Annotated in this window: 13 protein-coding genes and 5 tRNA genes; 17 read left to right on the top strand and 1 reads right to left on the bottom strand. The window is 51.4% G+C overall.

All coding sequences use genetic code 11. From position 1 onward, the window contains the following. The first annotated feature begins 384 nt into the window (after nt 1-384). From LVD10_RS02340 to LVD10_RS02310, 7 genes are all read left to right on the top strand, one after another. Nucleotides 385-461 (top strand) — tRNA-Pro (locus tag LVD10_RS02340). Nucleotides 462-481: 20 nt separating this feature from the next. After that, nucleotides 482-558 (top strand) — tRNA-Arg (locus tag LVD10_RS02335). Between the two features lie 460 nt (nt 559-1,018). Next, nucleotides 1,019-1,094 (top strand) — tRNA-His (locus LVD10_RS02330). Between the two features lie 217 nt (nt 1,095-1,311). Further along, a complete protein-coding gene (gene cysC / locus LVD10_RS02325) occupies nt 1,312-1,935 on the top strand; it encodes an adenylyl-sulfate kinase (RefSeq protein ID WP_232942826.1) in 624 nt (207 codons plus the stop codon). Nucleotides 1,936-2,252: 317 nt separating this feature from the next. Continuing rightward, complete coding sequence (locus LVD10_RS02320) at nt 2,253-4,625, top strand: DUF6351 family protein (RefSeq protein ID WP_232942825.1); 2,373 nt, start codon at nt 2,253-2,255, stop codon at nt 4,623-4,625. 132 nt (nt 4,626-4,757) lie between these two features. Further along, nucleotides 4,758-4,833 (top strand) — tRNA-Val (locus LVD10_RS02315). Between the two features lie 45 nt (nt 4,834-4,878). Further along, nucleotides 4,879-4,955, top strand: a tRNA-Asp gene (locus tag LVD10_RS02310). A 668-nt stretch (nt 4,956-5,623) separates the two neighbouring features. On the opposite strand, the gene LVD10_RS02305 is transcribed toward LVD10_RS02310, so the two are convergent. Continuing rightward, nucleotides 5,624-6,604, bottom strand: a complete 981-nt coding sequence (locus LVD10_RS02305; RefSeq protein ID WP_237061673.1) for a zinc-dependent alcohol dehydrogenase family protein — start codon at nt 6,602-6,604, stop codon at nt 5,624-5,626. 224 nt (nt 6,605-6,828) lie between these two features. On the opposite strand from LVD10_RS02305, the gene LVD10_RS02300 reads away from it, so the two are divergent. From LVD10_RS02300 to LVD10_RS02255, 10 genes are all read left to right on the top strand, one after another. Beyond that, nucleotides 6,829-7,194 carry an MbcA/ParS/Xre antitoxin family protein gene (locus tag LVD10_RS02300; RefSeq protein WP_232942823.1) on the top strand — a complete coding sequence of 122 codons (366 nt, stop codon included), beginning with the start codon at nt 6,829-6,831 and terminating at the stop codon, nt 7,192-7,194. Beyond that, entirely contained in the window at nt 7,191-7,976 is a 786-nt protein-coding gene (locus LVD10_RS02295) for an RES family NAD+ phosphorylase (RefSeq protein WP_232942822.1), read from the top strand. Before LVD10_RS02300 ends, LVD10_RS02295 begins: the two co-directional genes overlap by 4 nt. A gap of 69 nt (nt 7,977-8,045) precedes the next feature. Further along, on the top strand, nt 8,046-8,981 hold the full coding sequence (locus tag LVD10_RS02290; RefSeq protein WP_237061671.1) for a 1-aminocyclopropane-1-carboxylate deaminase/D-cysteine desulfhydrase: 936 nt from the start codon (nt 8,046-8,048) through the stop codon (nt 8,979-8,981). Between the two features lie 212 nt (nt 8,982-9,193). Next, nucleotides 9,194-10,069 carry an NAD(+) kinase gene (locus LVD10_RS02285; RefSeq protein ID WP_237061668.1) on the top strand — a complete coding sequence of 292 codons (876 nt, stop codon included), beginning with the start codon at nt 9,194-9,196 and terminating at the stop codon, nt 10,067-10,069. A 214-nt stretch (nt 10,070-10,283) separates the two neighbouring features. Then, complete coding sequence (locus LVD10_RS02280; RefSeq protein WP_237061666.1) at nt 10,284-11,117, top strand: hypothetical protein; 834 nt, start codon at nt 10,284-10,286, stop codon at nt 11,115-11,117. Between the two features lie 72 nt (nt 11,118-11,189). Beyond that, nucleotides 11,190-12,827, top strand: coding sequence for a class I SAM-dependent methyltransferase (locus tag LVD10_RS02275; protein ID WP_237061659.1), 1,638 nt, complete (start codon nt 11,190-11,192; stop codon nt 12,825-12,827). A gap of 410 nt (nt 12,828-13,237) precedes the next feature. Beyond that, entirely contained in the window at nt 13,238-16,786 is a 3,549-nt protein-coding gene (locus LVD10_RS02270; protein WP_237061658.1) for a glycosyltransferase, read from the top strand. A 39-nt stretch (nt 16,787-16,825) separates the two neighbouring features. After that, entirely contained in the window at nt 16,826-17,875 is a 1,050-nt protein-coding gene (locus LVD10_RS02265) for a hypothetical protein (protein ID WP_237061657.1), read from the top strand. Nucleotides 17,876-17,949: 74 nt separating this feature from the next. After that, on the top strand, nt 17,950-19,014 hold the full coding sequence (locus LVD10_RS02260) for a GSCFA domain-containing protein (protein WP_237061656.1): 1,065 nt from the start codon (nt 17,950-17,952) through the stop codon (nt 19,012-19,014). A gap of 13 nt (nt 19,015-19,027) precedes the next feature. Beyond that, nucleotides 19,028-20,452 carry a glycosyltransferase gene (locus LVD10_RS02255; protein ID WP_237061655.1) on the top strand — a complete coding sequence of 475 codons (1,425 nt, stop codon included), beginning with the start codon at nt 19,028-19,030 and terminating at the stop codon, nt 20,450-20,452. Nucleotides 20,453-20,491: the final 39 nt, after the last annotated feature.

Raw genomic sequence — 20,491 nt, 5'->3', positions numbered from 1 at the left:
GTATTCTCAACTTAACCGTCAGTGTGGGACCGCTGGTGGCGGACCCGCTTGGGAAATCATCCGGACGCCGCAGTCTGCAGGATAATAAATGGCGTACCTGCAGGGGCGCCGGGCTCAGGGCGCGCTATTTTCGCACAGGCCGAGAATAATTTCGCCATGTGGTCACCGTTCCCGGCTGCGGTCGCTGGTCATCGGGTAAACTTCTGCAAAAAGAATAGCTTAGCGGCGTTGACTCCCCCGGGGGGTGTCAGTATTATGCGCGCTCTCGCAGGGGAGGCGGCAGCTGACCGGTGAGATTCGGGGCATTTTTCGGGCCCGAACAGCCTGCGAGTCGGGCTGGCGCAGGCCCGGGTTGTTGCTCCGTGATACAGTTAGATGATGTATCGGGGCATAGCGCAGTCTGGTAGCGCGCCTGCTTTGGGAGCAGGATGTCGGGGGTTCGAATCCCTCTGCCCCGACCAGACATAGACCGGGTTTCCTTGCGCCCGTAGCTCAGCTGGATAGAGCATCCGCCTTCTAAGCGGATGGTCGCAGGTTCGAGTCCTGCCGGGTGCGCCAACCTTTAAAAGGTGGTCATAGTCAGGCAGTCTCGACTTAGTCCGCTGTCGGATTGTAGTTGCAGGACTATTCCGGCCGATCAGCACAGCTGATCGGCGCCGAAGCAAACGCGAAGCAGTACTTCGCAGGCGTTTGCAGCGGCCCTGCCGGGTGCGCCAACCTTTAAAAGGTGGTCATAGTCAGGCAGTCTCGACTTAGTCCGCTGTCGGATTGTAGTTGCAGGACTATTCCGGCCGATCAGCACAGCTGATCGGCGCCGAAGCAAACGCGAAGCAGTACTTCGCAGGCGTTTGCAGCGGCCCTGTCGGGTGCGCCAACCTTTAATAAGGTGGTCATAGTCAGGCAGTCTCGACTTGGTCCACTGCCGGATTGTAGTCGCAGGACTATTCCGGCCCTGCCAGGCCTCGTGCCAGGGCAGGTTCAGCGTTGCCACAAGACGCTGTACATAGCACTTTCAATGGTGGCCGTAGCTCAGTTGGTAGAGCACAGGATTGTGGCTCCTGAGGTCGCGGGTTCGATCCCCGTCGGCCACCCCATATTTTGCCCCCTCCCGGAGGCGCGAGAAAGCCCCGCTTATAAGCGGGGCTTTTTTGTATATGCCGAAATCGATGGCGGTAACTTTTGCGCCAGCCGGCGGGATACAGGATAATGATCATATTGGAAGGGCCGCAGTGACTGGTGGTCCGCGAACTCGAATCTAATACCCTCGCGCGTTTGCGGGGGTTTTGTTTAACGGGAACAGGGGACATTTTGGTGACGGTATCTGCAGAGCCTAAAGCAACCAACGTACACTGGCATCATGGCGAGGTGAATCGTCAGGACCGCGCAAGCATTCTTGGCCACAAGGGTGTGACCCTGTGGTTCACCGGACTGTCCGGTTCCGGCAAGAGTACCGTGGCAGTGGCGCTGGAGAAGGCCCTGGCCGCCCGCGGTGTCCTGAGCTATCGCCTGGACGGGGACAACATCCGCCTCGGGATCAACTCCAACCTGGGCTTTTCGGCGGAAGATCGCGCCGAGAACATTCGCCGGGTGGGTGAGATTTCCCGCCTGTTCGCCGACAGCGGTGTGGTTGTGCTCAGCAGCTTCATCAGCCCCTATCGCCAGGATCGGGATATGGTGCGCCGTATCCACGAGGAAAATGACCTGGAGTACCTGGAGGTATTCGTTGATTGCCCGCTGGAGGAAGCGGAATCCCGCGACCCCAAAGGCCTGTACAAAAAGGCCCGGGCGGGTGAGATCAAGGGCTTTACCGGCATCGACGACCCCTACGAGGCGCCTGAGGCCCCGGAGCTGCACCTGCGCACGGCCGAGATGACCCTGGAGCAGGAAGTTGATGCCATCATCAAGAACCTGCAGGAGCGCGGGATCATCGTCTGAAGATGATCGCGCGCCGGGCTGGCCTCCCATAAAGGGCCAGCCCGGTTAATTCTTCGAAATCCCAGTTATCCGCCCCCAGCTGTTCCCAGAATATCCTTTCCCATTTCCTGCGTAGCCAGCAATAACCCTGTTGCCGGTTTCCCTGCCATGGTTCCAAACCGGGTGTCGGCTCTCTCGTCGTAGGTAATTGTTGTTGCGCCCCCCGTTCGTCTCTCTCCGCACTGTCGTTGATGGGAACGCCATCTGTCCGGATGGTCGGGTTTTCCCTTCTTATACTCATGCTGTACCAAAAGGAAGTTCGCTGAGCGGAGGCGATTATGCAGGGACGGAGAGCAAGGATTCTCTCTGGGGTAGGGCTCGCGCTGCTGGTTGCAGTGGCGGCTGGCGGATGGTTTTTTATCGATCGCCTCCCGCATATTCCCGATACACCCCCGGCCCCGGTCGTGGGAGTGCCGGATGGCGCACTTGAGCATGCCCCCACACCGGCATATTCCGGACCGCACCCCCGCACGACAGAGCGACCACCCGAGTACTTTCCCTTCCCGATCAGTATTGGCGAGATAGGACCCGTTGAGACGCTGTTTTCCGGGCCTTCGACCTATCCCTTCTACTGCGGCATAAACAACGTGACCAACCGCCAGCCTTTAGTGGATAACCATGACCGGGAGGGGGTTCCTGTATTTGCCCTGGACGAGGAGGGCAAGCGGACAGATGAAGTGATCGGCTACAGCAGGGACTGCAGTCACCCCACACAGGTTGCCTATTATTATCGGAGCACGGAAGACGGCGATTTCCACCCGCTTGAGGCGGCGAACGGGGACATCGACCAGGTGACGGTCAACGGGCGCTCGGTCGATTTTGTCGTGCGGCTCGAGACCGGGACCATCAATCGTTTTTTCTATGCCATCGCCGCATTGAGGGGGGAGGGTGAAACTGCCGGCAAGCCCAACCCTGCCAACTGGAATCGACGGCTGATCTACCAGTTTCGTGGTGGCGTTGGGGTTGGCCGGCGCCAGGGGGATATCAGCAAGGGGGACATTGTCAGTCGCCGGGCCGACCAGTTGGCGCGCGGCTACGCCATTGTCTATTCGTCCGGTAACCAGACCAGTAATCACTACAACATCTGGCTCGCAGAGGATGTGGCCCGTCGTCTCAAGCAGCAGTTTGTCGCGCTATATGGAAAGCCGCTGTATACGGTCGGTGTTGGTGGTTCTGGTGGTGCGATCCAGCAGTATCTCTTTGCCCAGAACGCCCCGGGGCTGATCGATGCGGCGCTGCCGCTTTACTCCTACCCGGATATGGTCAGCCAGACAATTTACGTATTCGATTGCGAGCCACTGGAGTACTTTTTTGATGTGGTGGATGCGGAGAATCCCCGCTGGAGACAGGTCACGGAGCGTTCACTGGTGCAGGGGCTGCCGGCCAGCCGGGAGGTCACCAGTCGTTTCCACGTACTGGAGACAGCGGCCGCATTGTTCGATGGGAGATACCGCACCGGGCGGGATGGCACCACCGAGTGCACCCAGGGCTGGCGGGGGCTGGTGCCGCTGGTTAACAACCCCAATTTCGTGCACTTCATCAAGAGCTATGCGGATGATGTCGCGGAGCAAACACACTGGTCCCACTGGGAGGACCTGCGGGCATTCTATGGTGCCGATGAAACCGGTTATGCCAACAGCGCCTGGGACAACGAGGGCGTCCAGTACGGATTGGAGGCATTGCGGTCTGGTGACCTGTCGATGGACACCTTCCTGCGGATGAACGCCACGGTGGGTGGCTGGAAGGCCCCTGAAAACCAGGGCGGGGAGAAGCTGTGGTTCCTGAATGGGCGCGTGTTCCCGATGGAACTCTCCGTCTGGAGCGAACACAACATGAACCTGGGTAGCCTGGATAATCCTGCGCCGCGATCCCGCGCCAGCACGGCGGCAATCGAGGGTATTTACCGGTCCGGCCATGTTTTCCTGGGTGATGTGGAAATCCCTATTATCGACCTGCGTCACTACCTGGATGACGACCTGGACATGCATCACAGTGTGGCCTCCTTTTCTGCGCGGGAGCGCATCCGGCGGGCCCGCGGCCATGCGGATAACCAGCTGATCTGGACCAGCCACAAGGACTATACGCCGCTGGATGAAGCCCTGGATACCATAGACCGGTGGATGCAGAACATCATCGACAGCCCGCAACTCGGGGTTGCCGCAAACCGCCCGGTGGATGCCAGCGACCAGTGTTTCGATAGCCAGGGCAATGTGATTGCGGCGGGGGAGGGTGTCTGGGACGGGGAATGGAACGGCCGCCCGGCAGGTGCCTGCATGCGGAAATACCCGATTCATAGCACTCCGCGCCAGATGGCTGGTGGCCCGATGACGGATGACGTATTCAAGTGTCGCCTTCAGCCCGTTGCGGCAGCGGTTGAGCGGGGGGTATACGGTGGGGCAACCGAATCCGTCGCCGAGCGGTTGCAGGACCTGGAGCGGGTATTCCCATCCGGGGTGTGTGACTACAGTGCGCCAGACCTGGCCCGCCCCGAAGAACAGCTGATACCCGGCCGGACCCCGGTTTCGATCGCGGGCCACATGATCCTGCCGGACTACCGGCAGCCAATTCAGCGCTTTGCCGGGGACAAAGAAGACGCCCCGGACCCTGTCACCCCCGAGCCGGTGGCCCTGCCGGCCAGTAACAGCGATTGAGGCCGGCACTGGTATACCCCAAGTGCCGGAAATGAAAGGAAAAAGATGCAAATTGTGGCGCGGAATTTGTTGACAGGGCAGCCCAATCGGGTATGATTCGCGTCGCTCGAGAGGCACAGCCCGGAGCAATACGGGTGGTTAGCTCAGTTGGGAGAGCGACGGCCTTACAAGCCGTAGGTCACAGGTTCGACCCCTGTACCACCCACCATCTCTCTGGCAGTAGCCTGCAAAAATTGAGAGATGCGCCTACCGCGGACCGGTAGTTCAGTTGGTTAGAATGCCGGCCTGTCACGCCGGAGGTCGCGGGTTCGAGTCCCGTCCGGTCCGCCATATACGAAAAAGGCCCACACGAAAGTGTGGGCCTTTTTCGTATATGGCTGATCGTCGTGACAGAGCCCCCGTTCGACAAAATTGCCAGGAGCAATTTTGGACGCCGAAGGCGCCCGCAGGGCGAGGGCCATGGATGGCCCGAGTCAGTCCCGCAACTGGAGTTTCAGTTGGCAGGGGCGTTCTTCGAAAGTGTGGGCCTTTTTCGTATATGGCTGATCGTCGTGACAGAGCCCCCGTTCGACAAAATCGCCAGGAGCAATTTTGGGCGCCGAAGGCGCCCGCAGGGCGAGGGCCATGAATAGCCCGAGTCACTAAATTGCCTGGAGCAATTTTGGACGCCGAAAGGCGCCCGCAGGGCGAGGGCCATGGATGGCCCGAGTCAGTCCCGCCACAGTTGTTCCAGTTGGCACGGAAAGATCAACCCAGGCGAGGTTTTTTTGTGTATCGCTGATCGCCATGGCAAAACTGTCTGGAACAGTCTGGGACGCCGGGGCGGAGAGGCGACGCCCGCCTCAGATGCAAGTCCGTGACCTTCTATCCCGTCGTTCCGGCGCAGGCCGGAACCCAGCTGCTACTGCCAAGGATGCCGACCTCCCTGGGTTGACGAGTACCTTTATCTAGAGTCAGCTGCCCCGCGAGCGAAGACAAGCGGGCCAGCATCCCTCTCGTCACGCGGTTACCAGCACCTTACCTTCTCGCCCACCTTGCGCCGCCATCGCAACAGCATCCTTGATATCTTTCACGCTGAATGTGCTGTCGATTGGCGCTTTCAGTTTTCCGCCAATAATCAGCTTTGTCAGTTCGCCGTAGACCCTCTGCTGGTCCTGGGTAGATGCCTCCTCGAACCACCGGGCCAGCCAGAAACCGCGCATGGAAACCCCCTTGAAGATCAGCGCGGTGGGGGAGATCTTGCACGGTTTGCCGCTCATCATGCCGTAATTGACCAGGGTTCCACCTTCAGCCAGGCAATCGGCGATACGGCCAGTGGCGGTATCGCCCACGGCATCGATCCCCAGTTTGATATCCGCCCCGCCAGTCGCTTCCTTGACCCGGGCAGGCAGGTCGTCACCGTCTACCAGCACCACATCGGCGCCCTGTGCCTTGAGAGGCTCCACCAGGGATTCCCGGCGGACAATGTTGACCGTCTTGAACCCGCGGATATGCGCCAGCTGGATCAGGTAGTTTCCCACACCGGAGTTGGCTGCGTTCTGGATTACCCAGTCACCTGGCTGCAAATCCACGAACTCGCTGAGCATCAGTGAGGCCGTCGGCGGATTGATGGAAATCATCGACAGCTGCAGCGGGTCTGCCTCATTGGGGAGGGGAAGCAACTTGTCTGCCGGAACCGTGAAATGGGTGCGCCAGGTACCGATGCCTACCGGGAGCAGTACTGTCTGCCCGATTTCTGGCGCGCTGACGCCTGGCCCGTGTTCGACCACCCGGGCGACCCCCTCGTTGCCGCCGACAGCGGGGAGGGGCGGCAGCATGCCGTAATCACCGGTGAGGGTCAGGACGTCGGAAGGGTTGATGGGAGAAGCCAGGAGCTCCAGGAGCACCTCGCCTTCCTTCAGTTCGGGTGTTTCACATTCGACTGCTTCGATGACTTCCTGCGGTACCGGGCCGCGGGACTGGTATTCTGCTTTGAGCATCTGTTGCTCCTCCTGTTTCGGGTCTCTGGCTTCCGTTAGAACCATGGACCGCAATTTAGTCGATCTGTTTTTGCCGTGACCACTTTTAATCATTGATGGCGCCTTATCACGCAGCTTGATAAGCGTCAGGTCAGGGCGGTGCCGTGGATCCTTGCCAGGGTTGCCAAATGGCCGAAAAGCGGATAAATTTGGTCATATGTCCAGACCAAAACGGAGGGGTGGATATGGCGTCAATGCCTTCCCTGGAGCCGCAGCCGGCAGAAGACGAGGTATTGCTGGAGGCCCTGCTGAATACCGCATCCTACCTGGGCCTGCGCAAGCGCGAGCTGGCCGACATCATCCATATGGATGAGCGTACCCTGAGGCGAAAATCCGGCCTGGCCCCGGACAGTGCCCCGGGCCAGCTGGCCCTGTTGCTGGTGCGGGCCTATCGAGCGGCCTTTGTATTAATGGGCGGCGCGGAAGGGGCCCGGCACTGGTTCGATACCCCCAACAAGTCACTCAATGGCACCCCGCGGGAAATGGTTGTCCAGATTGAGGGCCTGGTGCGGGTGGTCAATTACCTCGATGCCATGCGGGGCAAGGTATGAGCGACGGGCTGGGCCAGCTGATCGACAACAGCCGCCAGCGACTGATGGGCAGGCTTTTCCGGATGGTGGAGTCACAGGAGGATGTCGCTACCCGCAGCCTGGTGGACAGCCTGCAGAAGCAGGAGGCCCTGGAAAACCTGCTCGAGCGCAGTAAGCCCAAGCGCCTGCCCGGCACAGAACAACTCCATTACCTGCTGGCCACGCCTTTCCGCTATCCACCACTGCCCTGGGGATCCCGTTTCGGCAGCACTGCGGAGAACGGCATTTTTTATGGCAGCAAGACCATTCCCACCGTACTGGCGGAATCCGCCTATTATCGCCAGCTGTTCTTCAATGACATGGAAATCCCGCCAGCGGTGCCGATCACCAGTTACCATAGTATTTTCTCCGCCCGCTATGCCGCCGATCCCGGGGTGCGCCTGCAGGCGCCGGACTGGGAGTCGCACTGGGACAGGATTGCCGACCCGGTGAATTACAGCTTCTGCCAGCAACTGGGGGCGCGTATGCGGGCATCGGGAATTGTCGGCATTGAAGCTCCCTCCGCCCGGGCCCGCCAGGCTGGCATCTCGCCATTTCCGCCCACTGACAGTGAGGGCGTCAATGTGGCGCTGTTCTCCCCGGAGGTCCTGCTGCGGCGGGCGCCGATGCAAGAGGCGGAGGTTACGGCGGAAACCGGTGCTGATGGGGTCGCCTTCCTGCTCAAGCTGGGTGACGGCACCGTTACCCATCGCTTTCCCGCCACTGCTTTCCGGGTCGGCGGCCGCCTGCCACAGCCGGCCTGACCCGCGCCCGCCAGGCCTGGTGCGTTCTTGCTCCAGGCCGGCAAAGGAACTTTCTCTCGAGGCCCAGCCATGCTCCCGCGTTACCTGACCCGCTTTGACCCGGACTATATCCGCGGCGTCGCTCGCCAGATTCCATACCAGCGGCTGCAAGGGGGACTCTTCCCGGGTATAGAGGTGTGGATGCGGCGTGACGACCTGCTGGATCCCCTGGTTTCGGGTAACAAGGCCTACAAGCTGCTCTACAACATACAGCGGATGCGGGATCAGGGGCTGGATACCATCATTACTTGCGGTGGCGCCTGGTCAAATCATATACATGCGACCGCGGCAGCAGGGCAGCGCTTCGGCTTCAAGACCCTGGGAATTATCCGTGGGCACCGTCCAGCCCGATTCAGCGCAACGCTTCGGGATGCCGAGCGGTTTGGTATGGAGCTCTATTTCGTTTCCCGGGCTCATTACAAAAAGCGAGCTGCTGGCGATTTCTTGGCCAGCCTGGATCTCCAGACCCGCCGGGGACACTTCATCCCCGAAGGTGGAGCGAATATGGAAGGGCTGATGGGCCTCCGCATGTTGGGTGAGGTGATTAACGAGAGCTCTCCCGTAGATTTTGACCAGGTGTGGCTAGCGTGTGGGACGGGGGTGTCACTCGCGGGGCTGCAGGCAGGCCTCGGTACGGCAAAAGTAGTGGGCATTCCTGTACTCAAGGCTGAAAGTGGCATTCGGAAAGAGGTGTCCACCTGGCTGGCAGACGCCCGCTGCCGTCGGACCCCGGAGGTGCTTAACGGATACCACTGTGGCGGATATGCCCGACAGACTGTCGAACTAACGGATTTCCAGCAGCACTTTGAAAGAGTAACCAGAATCCCGCTGGAACCTGTTTATACGGCCAAGCTGGCCTATGCGCTGAGCAAAGAAATTGACGCCGGTAACCTCGCTCCGCACTGTCGCATACTGCTGCTCCATACCGGCGGCCTGCAAGGTCGCCGGGGGCTTTGCCTTGGCTAAAAAATGAGCGGCTATATGGTTTGTCGTTCTGGAAAATCCCGGCTCTCGCGCCCACCTGACTGCCGGGACTTGGTTCGACTCACACCCAAAGCTCAGGCATAATCGCCTATCGCTTTTCGGGGCGGAGTGGACGCCCTTTGATTAGAAAACAAACAGTTAACCTGGGAAAGAACCAAATCGCTGGGCCCGTCTCCGGGCACCATGGGGGAGCGGTGTCGGAATTCAAGAATATCGGGCTAATCGGCCGGACAGAGAGCGATAGTGCGGTTCTCTCGCTCAAGCGCCTGATGGCGTTCCTGCAGCGGGAGGGCTACGCAGTGGTACTCGAGCAGGAGACCGCCAAGGCGGTAGCTGCTCAAGGCACCCGCATTTCCTCCAAGGATAAACTTGGTGAACTCTGCGATCTTGTGATCGTTGTAGGTGGTGATGGTAGCCTACTCGCAGCCGCCCGTGCATTGGCCAAATTCAGTGTTCCCCTCCTGGGAATAAACCGTGGTCGCCTGGGTTTCCTAACAGACATCACCCCCGATGAAATCGAATCCAAGGTTGGCGAAGTCCTGTCTGGCAAATACATGGCGGAAAGCCGTTTCCTGCTGGATATGTCAGTGACACGCGATGGCAAGCCAGTGGGCAAGGGTTCTGCACTCAACGATGTGGTGATCCACCCGGGCGAATTTATCCGGATGATCGAATTTGACCTCTTTATCGATGGTCAATTTGTATACACCCAACGATCTGATGGCCTGATCATCTCCACACCGACAGGATCAACAGCCTACGCCCTCTCGGGGGGTGGCCCCATCATGCATCCGAAACTTGATGCCATCGTGCTTGTCCCATTGAACCCGCACACGCTGAGCAGCCGTCCCATCGTGGTTGAGGGGAGCAGTGAGTTCAAAATCATCGTGGGAGAACACAATGTGGCAAGGCCGCATGTGACTTGTGATGGGCACGATCAGGTGATTACCCAGCCAGGGGATGTGGTGCGGATACATAAGAAGCCCCACCGACTGACATTAATACATCCGATTGATCACAATTTTTATGAAACATGCCGCTCAAAATTGAATTGGCAATCAGGAGCTTAATGTGGTGTGCGTCAAACAAATTGGGTCAAATGAATCTAAAAAGTTAGAAACAGAAGTTTTCGGCGGCGAAATTCTTATCGGCTTATGAAACAACAGAATTTTAAAAAAAAGGTGATGCCGTGTATTGCTGGCTTAGATGCAAGTCAGATATCAAAATCGGTGAAAATCACTTCAATAACAACGATATACATTAAAGACCTGGGAGTTCGTTAGAATGGCTTTGATTGTAGGCGCTATGCCTGGGACCAATTGGAAGCGGATCGCCCCACTGCTGGAAAGCTTGGGCTGGAGTAGGGTGGAGCCACTGGAAGCTGAAGAATGGTATAAGTGCGGCAAGCATAGTCCTGCTGAAGCTACTTCAGATAAATATCTATTGTTGCATTCGCGTCCAGAGATCATTGTTGCGAATGCGATGAGTCTTGAGAGAGACCCGATGGAGACCCTTGAACAATGGAAAGCCTCAGCAAATTGTTTAATTGATTTTTATCTGAACAATCGGGAACGCTCTTTGCTGCTGGAAGTTGAGGCAATTCTTCAGAACCCAAAGCGTTTTATGACAAGTGTGATTAAGCACTTTCAGCTCACCCCGGAAAGTCCCGAAAAGAGAATCATCCCTGATACATTGGAAGCCCCCCCAATGTACCAACTGCTAGCCAACCAATTACTGGCTCAAACTGATGAGCTGTCACGAATGATTCCTGAACTTCAGGCTTGCACTTTGCCATTGTCGGAAAATTCCTATGTTGTTCCAGATGTGGATATCTTTAGTCTGTGCGAGGAGCATAGAGCTCGTCGACCACTTGAGAAAGAGAATAGTCTTTTACTGGAACAACTACACCGAGTTCAGGAGCATTTAGAGAATTATTTTCTGAGCAACAAAAGCTTAACCGCCAAGCTTGAAAGTGCTCTGGCTGAAAATAAAAAGCTGAGAAGCGAGAGTAAGCGTGCGAAGGATAAGGTAGAGCAGATAAGGTATAGCACGTCATGGAGAATTATGGGCCCGGCCAGGGTAATAAAGAGAACTCTTTCTGGAAGTAAAAAACCCTAGCCAGCATTGGGTGATATAGTCTTACCCCTATTTTCTGCCATTTAGATGATAAGTATAAGTGAAGCATTTACTATGCAAGAAGTTCCAGTCGGGATAGACAAAATAATTCACATTGGTGCAGGCAGCGGGGAGGAGCTACATTGCTATCTGGCATCGGATGCTCATGATATTCTCTTGGTGGAGCCTAATCCCTCGATGGCAGAATACCTACGGATACGGACGCAGGTTGACTCTCGTGTAAGAGTTTTAGAGTATGCCGTGACTGATGAAAATAAACTGAATAAGCTGGCTACTTATAACTTTTCTGCTGTTAATAGTATTTACCCTGCAGTTGATATATCCCATGTTCTTCCTGGACTACGGTTGCAAGAATTATTTCCCGTTGAAAACAAATCAGTTTCCGATTTCCTCGTGGACTTAGATCTTGGAGGAAAAGGCAACCTTCTAGTGATTCAGGCGCCTGGTGCTGAAAGTGCGATTATCTCTGGTCTTATGGAGAATCGGGTCCTAGACCATTTTTCGGAAATCCGTCTCACCTTTAACCGGAGTGTGACGTATGAAAATTCATGTAATGCTGGAGAACTTCTGGAGCTACTCCGCGGCCAATGCTTTGACAGTCAAAGAATTACTGATGTAAAGCCTTACTTGACGCAATGGAGGTTGAGGCTCAATCGAACTGCGCAAGAAGTCAAGTCGCTGAAGAGTGACAATCACTTACTGGAAAAGAGCATAGAAGAGGTAAAGTCTGTCAATAAACGGTTGGTAAAGGAAAACCGAGAGATTCAGATCCGTCTCAACCTTTTAGTTGAGGAGCTGAAGAAATTCGGAGATCAATCCGAGCTAACCAATAGCCTGGAATCATTAGACACTGAGATTTTGATCCGCCTCGCCGAGCGGGCTCATCAGGAAAGTCGCTATGATGATGCAATTCGGCATTGGCAATCCTTGGCTGGTGTGATGCAGGAGTCCATGCCGCAAGTATATTATGATCGCCTTGATGAAGCTTATAGATTACAGGATAGCTTTCCCCTTGCTTCTGAAGAGAAGGAACGATTGTCTGGTCAAGGCGATAAGCACCAGCTGTTAACACAAATTCATCAACAGCTCAAGCCAAGCTTGTATGTTGAAGTTGGAGTACAGACTGGAAAGAGCTTGCTCTTGGCCGAGTGTAAAGCTATTGGCATCGATCCAATGCCCCGCCCAAACATTCCTCTTCAAGACAATCATCATTTGCTTCGAATGAGCAGTGATGACTTTTTTAGGCTCCATGCAGGTCAGTATTTAACGCAGTCACCAGATTTGGTGTTTATTGATGGAATGCACTTATTTGAATATGTTCTAAGAGACTTTATCAATGTGGAGCGCTACGCGGCGGCAAATACCGTCGTGGTAATAGATGACATATTCCCAGGTCATGCCGCTCAAGCAGAGCGAGAGAGGCAAACGAGAGGGTGGACCGGTGATGTCTGGAAGCTGCCTGCGCTGTTGGAAAAATACCGTCCCGATTTAACCATCCGGAAGGTAGATGTATTCCCCACAGGCTTACTTGTGGTAACGGGGTTTAACAATATACCGGTTGATAATGACCTTTTATTAGAAAAATCTGAACGAGAGGATTTTTCAGAGGAGTTACTTAAAAGTTTCATTAAGCGAGAAGGAGCGATGTCGCCTCAAAGTCTGCTAGATTCTCTGGTTGAAGAGATTGGCTAAAGACTAATGAAATTCTGTCTTAACGAAATATGCCCGGCAAGAATAGACCCAAAATGCTATTTGACAGGCTACTTGAATCTGGAGTTATCAAGCTCAATAGATATCGGCCTTACTGACTACCAAATTTTCGGGACAAGTTTTGAAAGGGTTTACTGGGTAGTTTTAAGAGTAAGCAGAATAAAGAATTCGCCGTTATTGGGCATACATTGTCGATTTCCTGTAACGCCAACCGCGTTGGTCAGAATTTTTTCTAGTGCCTCTCGATGATAGTTCAATGAATAAAGGCTACACCCTGCAAATAGTGACAGGCAGTCCCTCGGCACCCAGTGCGCGATATCAGGCAAGATAGCTTTAAATTAAAAGTTCGAATATTTGACATAAATATAAAGTAAGTACGGAGTTGGATTGATATGTCCAAGAGTGCAGAATTAAAAGAAACGGCGTTATCTAAGGGGAATAGTGCGTTTCGTGAAGGGGACATAGATCTTGCAATTGCTATGTATAAAAAGGCGTTAGCAGCTGCGCCTGAGCTAGCTGATCAAATAACGTTTAATCTTGAATATGCGAGGAGTGTCAGGGATCATCAAGAATTTGATGTTTCTACAGCTCCCAAGCTGAATGATGTAAAGCGTATATCTAAAGAGTTATCTCCGTCAGATAAGGTGTTGCTTGACCGGGTTAGGGAATATAACGCTGCCAAAGCGAACCGTAAGGCAAAAGTTACTGTTTATACTTCAATAACGGGTGGCTACGATGATGTCATCTTGCCCGAATTGATTGTTGATGATTGGGATTATGTTATTTTCACTGATCTGGAGATTTTCGGCGAAACTATCTTTGAGGTTCGGCCGCTACCAGTAGATGATTTAGACCCGGTAAGGATTGCCAGGTATATAAAGCTAAATCCACACAAGGTGCTTCCCGATAGGGAATACACACTCTGGATTGATGGAAATGTGCTTTTAAAATCCGGTGATTTTTCTGAGTATATCAATGAGTTAATCAAAGAGGAAGTCGGAATAACGTTCAGGAAACACCCGGAACGCACTTGCATTTATCAGGAAATTGAGAAATGCAAGGAGCTTAAGAAAGACGATTTTGGTCTGATGAGTAACCAGCTTGAAAAATATCGAGCGGAGTCATTCCCGGAAGATTACGGTCTGTTTGAAACGAATGTAGTCCTTCGAAAAAACGATCCAACTGTTAACAAGTTTAATGAAGCCTGGTGGAGCGAGTTAGATTGTGGCAGTCGGCGAGACCAGTTGTCAGTTATGTATGCTATACAAAAGCACTCTATAGACTATCGACTGTTCGAGGAGAAGAACGATATTCGGGAGCAAGCGAATCCCTGGTATTACATTTTTTCTCATAATACAGGAAAAGTGGATAGTGGGTATAAGCAGCCAGGATTTTATCGTTCTGTGTATTCGGGTAGTAGCTCTGTAGAAAATCAGGCTTTATCAAAAGAGCCACTAAAGAAGGAGTACTCACGCTACAAGCCTCCGTATAAAGTTAAAAAAGCCGCTTGTCTACTAAAAGAGCTCGGTTTTTCAAACGAAGGATATGAAGAGCTCACCTTTCTTGCAGAGAATGACAAGTCCCACGAGATTCGTGAGCATGCTCTTTGGCAAATAGTCTTGCATCGCCTGGATAATCCGCAAAAATTTAAGGCTTCTGAAACTCAAAATCTCATCATTACGCTACGACGCGACTGCAAGAACCCGATTATCCTTAAGTACTTGGAGTTTCTTCTCTTTGATTCGTTTAGCGAGAGCGGATCAGGCGATGAAATTTCCGCCAAAAGTCAAGATTCACTGCATGTCGATTACCTAGTGTCCGAGATGAATAGTGCGGGAACGGAAAATGGGAAGATTGAACTTATAAACCAGGTTTTTTCCAAATACAATTTGTCGCCGGTTCGCTATGTGAAATTCGGCCAGGAAGCCTTGTACGATTCAATTTTTCCTGCAAGTCCTATTAATAGGTTTAGGTATATAGAATCACAACTAAAGGTCTCCGTTATTGTTCCCGCTTATAATGCTGAACACCAGATAAAAACTACCCTTTTTTCAATGCTTTCTCAGACGTGGTACAACATTGAAATTATAGTTGTCGATGATAACAGTTCAGACAACACCGTGCAGGTAGTTGAGGAGTTGGCGCGTTTTGATGATCGGATAAGGCTGTTAAAGAATAGTTGTAATTCAGGGCCCTATGTATCGCGTAATTCAGCGCTAAAGATTGCGAATGGTAATTTCGTGACAGTGGTTGACTCTGATGATTGGAGCCATCCACAGAAAATTCAGTTACAAGTCGAGTCCCTGATAGAAAATCCCAATCTGGTAGCAAATGTTGCCTGCTGGATTCGGACGACAGAAAACTTAGACGCAATTCGCAGGGGAAATCCGTTTTATAAGCATCTCAATATCTCATCTCTGATGTTCCGAAAAAATGAGGTGCTGCCATTTCTTGGAGGCTGGGATGCAGTTAAGTTTGGAGCGGATGGCGAGTTTTACAAACGGCTTATAAGGATGTTCGGAAGAGACAGAGTTCAAGAGTTGGACGCTGTGACTTCTTTGGGGAGAGTAGAAGAACGCTCTCTTACAAACAGCTCTAAGTTCGGGTATAACGGATTTCCGTTTGGTGCACGAAGAGAGTACTTGGAAAGCTATGAGTTTTTCCATCGACATAGTGAGGATTCAGAGCTTAATTACGGTCTAGGAGGTCAGGTAAGGTATCCAGTGCCTTTGCCTATGCGACCGGGAATATCTTCATACGAATCCAAAGTCGATCTTTGCTTGATCGACGACTTTAGAAATATCAATTCAGCAGACAACGCTATTGATTTTATTGAGAGCTGTCGTGATAAGGGCCTTACATTTTGCTTGGTACAAATCAATTCACCTGAATTTGACCCTAGAGCTAAAGTTCATGATCGCCTTCGAAGTTTCCTGGTCAAGCATAGTTTAACACTTACGGTTTATGGTGAAGCCATCCTGGCTAAGGAAGTGATCGTTCACAGTGTCAAGTCTCTTCTTCATCAACAGAGATATGTACCCAACATCACTGCTGGCATAGCAAAGTTAGTTTTTCGGCAAAGGGATTTTCGCGCTCATTTCCTATCTGATCTTGAGGAGATAAAGGAGAAAGCTTCATCTTTTATCAGATCTACCTATTCTCCAATACTCTTTGATAGTGACGCTGAAGCTGCTGCCTCCAGGTATGAAGTCAATCAACTTTTTGGGAGCGCTCTATATTCTGAGAATCTCATCGTTACATCGTCGAGCAAACTTGATAACTTTTCGTACAATGGCTCAAAGAAAGTTTGTGTTGTGATGCCATGTATTGATTTGGAGCTTGGAAAGAAAGCTGCAGAAATAATGCTTTCCAGGGCCGGCATTGATTGCTCTGTAGTTATAGTAATGGATGACATTCGCAAAGGTTTTATAGCTACCTTAAATCAAGCTGCCAGAAAAATTGATTCCCGCTTTATTTGCTACGTTGCGCAAGACGCTTTTCCGGGCCGGAACTGGCTAAATGAGGCATATGCTGCACTTGAGAATTCCGGCAAGGGGGTGCTCGGTTTTAACGACGGTAAATGGAAAGGTCGTATCGCAGCTTTTGGTATGGTTCGAAAGCGCTGGGTTAGAAAGTTTTATGATGATGAAATACTTGCTTCAAGCTACCGTTCGCATAAAGCTGATAATGAAATAACAGTTTTGGCCAAACTTGATAATAACTACGTGTACTGTTCAGACAGCGTGTTGCTCGAAGTGGATTATCGGAAAGATGCGGGCGGCTCTAACTTATATGATGACCAGATTTTTGCTGAGAGATTCAATTCATACTTCGGTGGTCGGTTCGAAGCTGAGGAGGTGGAATCCCTTAGAAAGGAATACAAGGTTAAGCCGGAAACTAAAAGTAAGAGCGGCAAGAAATGGCGTTTTTTACCTGTGTAATCATTGCTTCTTGAAGGGAAGCTTTTTTACTGAAATCATATGAAAAAATTGCTTTTACATATTGGCACAGGAAAGACTGGCAGTAGCTCAATCCAGCGAGTCTTCTCGGATCTCTCACGTTCGAGAGGTTTGCGAGACCTAACGTACCCCGTGCTCTCAAAGAAGACAAATCATAATGAAATAACAACGATATTTCAGACTCACCAAAGATGTGCCCGAGAGTTCAGATCTAAGTACCCGGACGATGATTTGAAGTTTAGGCGCTTTGTTTCCAAAATTGAGTCGAAGTTCCGTAATTACCTTTTCTCTGAGGATAATCTGGTCGTCTCTTCTGAGTATCTTTCTGGTTTCAATGAAGGTGAAGTCGCTGATTTTGCCAGCTATCTTAGGGATTTTAATTTTGACCAGATAAAGGTATTGATCTATTTGCGGGAGCCTTCTTCATATTATTTGTCAGCGGTGCAGCAGAGAATAAAAGCGTCACACACATTTGAAAGCCCCACCAGTTTCTTTTTTGATTATGTTTCGATTATAAAGAGGTGGAAAAGGTTCTTCCCTGATACTGAGATTAGAGAGTTTGATCCGAAAGAATTGATAAATGGCAGTGTGGTCGCTGACTTTATCGATGTTTGTGGAAGGTTCTTAGGTTGCGAATTTAACTCAGTGGAGGGCAGCTTCACTTCGTCCAATCAGTCGTTATCTGCGGCCGGCATGAGATTCCTTCAAACCTATCGATCGGTATGCCATTCTGGCAGAGATAATCAAATTAATGCTGCAACAAACCAATTAATTAAGATGGTCCAAGAGGTTGAGAAATCGAGATCCGCAAGGTCTTGTAAGCCTCGGCTCTCTCACCAGGTGGAGCGGATAATCAGGTGCAATCACAGTGAGCAAGTCAAGGAGCTAAGGAAGCTATTAGGCTGTGACATATTTAAGGGGTTCTCCCCCCCCGAGAGTTGCGGCGGGGCTGAGGAATTGGAATTTAGTGGATCCGTGATGGATATCTTGCACCCTGACTCTGTTGATTGTGAAAGCGTGGATAGGCTGATTATGGAAGTTGTGGACAAGTTGCTGTTGGTTAAAGCGTGAATCGTAGATTAGTTATATTATTGTCAGTCCAATATTGATTATAGCCATGTGAATAAAGTTATTTTGAGGTTAATATGAAACGATATAACGCTAGAGATGCCTTGAAGCGTGCTAAAGCGAATACTTATGGTAAGTGGTCACAGGGGGAGTTGTCTGCGAGAACTCGTCTTGAAAAATCTGTAACGATTCCCTATCTTGAACCTACATTTAAGCTTACGAAGGGCAGTAAAATTTTTGCTATAGGGTCCTGTTTTGCCAGGAACGTTGAAGAATCGCTTTCTCAGAGCGGTATTGAAGTCAAAAGCTTAGAGCTAGAGTGTCCCTATAAAGTAAATTCCGCGCGAAAAACGGGAATTATTAATAAGTATAACCCGGCACAAATCTATCACGAGTTAGCCTGGGCATTTGAGAAAGAAACGTTTTATGACGATATTTTAATTGATGTTGGTGGGAAGTTTATTGATCCATGCTTGAAGTCTGGTGAAGAGCCCCAAGAGCTGAGTCTGGCTCGCGATTTTCGAGGTACATTGAAAAAGTACTTTCAGTCCGTTGCTGAATGTGAGGCAGCGATATTGACGCTGGGCATGGTTGAGTGCTGGTATGATAAGGAGTTTGAGGTTGTTTTGAATCAGCCTCCGCACCCTAAAGCGGTTAATAGTTTTCCAGATCGCTATCAGTTTGTTTTGTTGGAACTGGATGATATCCTTGATTATTTGCGAAAATCTGTAGAAATATTACAAGAAAATGGTGTGCGGAATGTAGTTATTACGACTTCTCCGGTATCGTTGGCTCGTACATTTACGGATAAAGATGTGGTTGTTGCCAATTGCTACTCTAAATCTTTATTGCGAGTCGCTTGCGAGATGGTTGTTGATGAGTTCACGGGCGTGGACTATTTTCCAAGCTTTGAGTCTGTCATGTACAACCGCACTGAAATCAGCTGGCAGAACGATTTGGCTCACGCAAGTGACTACGTGGTAGGCAGGATCATTGATCAGTTTATACAACGTTATGTTGAAGGTGCCAATACTTTACTTTCTTCAGAAGAGAGTGGTCGTTCTTTATCCGATGTTGAGCTGCTTAGGAGGCAAGTTGATCGCTATAAAAACCTGTTAATCAAAGCAGGTGTTTCATTCTAATGATGATGTAATTATGTCGAACAAATTTCAGGGATTGACGCTACGTGAAGTTGCGTACCAGTCATTGCGGTCGGAGCTTCCAGAAAAAGCGGTCGCGCTCTATTTTTTGGATTCTCTTAGGGGGTGTAACCCTGCAGACTGTTCAGAGTTCTGGCTGAGCCTGGCTCGAAAGCGATGGCTGCGCTCTCGTCGTGGACAGCGTAAGAAGGTCGGCGTATGTTGCTGGAGCCTCTCTCACAATCCCGCTGGCCGTGCAATGGCTCTGGCTGAAGCCTACGCCCCACATGCAGACGTGGAGATTCTTGGCTGCATGATGCCAGGTTATGGTGACGAACTTTGGCCACCTATACGTTCGTCTTCGTTTAATTGCAGCTACATTATTGTAGAATCCGATGCAGAGTTTGCCAGACAGGCATTAGAGCTTGTGATTCAGCATCCTTATGATGTTGTCCACCTGTCGAAGCCCAGAATTCACAATGTGATTTTTGGATGGCTATACCAGTTGGTATGGGGGGCTCGTGTCATTATGGACGTTGACGATGAGGAGCTCGCATTTGTCGAGGCAGACGCGCCACTCAATCCCCGGGAATTTATACGAAATCATGGTGCCCTCCCGGAACTTAAGGATTTACGTCAAAAGCTGTGGACTCAATTGGCTGTCGGAATGGTTGATCAATTTGATGGTGTTACTGTTTCGAACCCAGCCTTACAGAAGCGCTATGGTGGACAGATAATTCCCCATGTTCGTCCTGAGAGCCGCTTTCGTCCTTCCCTTCTTCGCAGCAAAGCGAGTCGTCGAGAGTTTGGTATTTCCGAAGATACCAAGGTTGTACTTTTTTTTGGTACACCTAGAAAGCATAAAGGCGTTGCAGAGACGGCCCGTGTTCTGGCCTCTCTACAGAGATCAGACATTTGTTATGTTGTTGCCGGAGGCGAGCCAGATGTAGAGTTGAAAAGGGAGCTAGCTAATATTTCTGGGCTTGAAATAATCTTGATTGGCGAGCAACCATATGAGCGAGCACCAGACATTATCGCCTTAGGAGATGTCTGTATACTACTTCAAGATGAGACAGCACAGGTCTCCCAGTTCCAGTTGCCGGCTAAATTAATTGATGCTTTAGCCATGGGCTTGACTGTCTTTGCGCAGAAAACACCTCCCCTGGAAGGTTTGGTCAATCAGGGTGCGATTATCCCTGTTACCCGAGAAAATATCGCTACTAAGCTTCAGGCGCACTTTAATGACCCTGATCCATGCCAGTATTTACGAGCACGAGAGGCTTTTGTTTCTGGCCTGACGGTTGAGGCTGTTACTCCAGTTGTAGACGGTATACTTAAAGATGATTCTCCCCGCCGAGCTGAGCATTTAACTTGGCAAGGGCAGTTAGAGCAGATTCTGAAAAAGAGGAAGTTGCCTCTAGGAGTTCCGGTTCCCAGATAGGCGCAGTAATCTGGCTTAGTTGCCTTTTAGCACAATGTT

It is taken from the genome of Microbulbifer zhoushanensis, from assembly GCF_021729055.1.
Lineage (GTDB): Bacteria > Pseudomonadota > Gammaproteobacteria > Pseudomonadales > Cellvibrionaceae > Microbulbifer > Microbulbifer zhoushanensis.
Note: the sequence above shows the minus strand (reverse complement) of the source record. Positions and strands in the feature narration are given on the sequence as shown.

Coding starts and splice junctions, on each gene's coding strand:
- LVD10_RS02320 (WP_232942825.1), top strand. CDS start 2,253: ATGCAGGGACGGAGAGCAAGGATTCTCTCTGGGGTAGGGCTCGCGCTG.
- LVD10_RS02305 (WP_237061673.1), bottom strand. CDS start 6,604: ATGCTCAAAGCAGAATACCAGTCCCGCGGCCCGGTACCGCAGGAAGTC.
- LVD10_RS02300 (WP_232942823.1), top strand. CDS start 6,829: ATGGCGTCAATGCCTTCCCTGGAGCCGCAGCCGGCAGAAGACGAGGTA.
- LVD10_RS02295 (WP_232942822.1), top strand. CDS start 7,191: ATGAGCGACGGGCTGGGCCAGCTGATCGACAACAGCCGCCAGCGACTG.
- LVD10_RS02290 (WP_237061671.1), top strand. CDS start 8,046: ATGCTCCCGCGTTACCTGACCCGCTTTGACCCGGACTATATCCGCGGC.
- LVD10_RS02280 (WP_237061666.1), top strand. CDS start 10,284: ATGGCTTTGATTGTAGGCGCTATGCCTGGGACCAATTGGAAGCGGATC.
- LVD10_RS02275 (WP_237061659.1), top strand. CDS start 11,190: ATGCAAGAAGTTCCAGTCGGGATAGACAAAATAATTCACATTGGTGCA.
- LVD10_RS02270 (WP_237061658.1), top strand. CDS start 13,238: ATGTCCAAGAGTGCAGAATTAAAAGAAACGGCGTTATCTAAGGGGAAT.
- LVD10_RS02265 (WP_237061657.1), top strand. CDS start 16,826: ATGAAAAAATTGCTTTTACATATTGGCACAGGAAAGACTGGCAGTAGC.
- LVD10_RS02260 (WP_237061656.1), top strand. CDS start 17,950: ATGAAACGATATAACGCTAGAGATGCCTTGAAGCGTGCTAAAGCGAAT.
- LVD10_RS02255 (WP_237061655.1), top strand. CDS start 19,028: ATGTCGAACAAATTTCAGGGATTGACGCTACGTGAAGTTGCGTACCAG.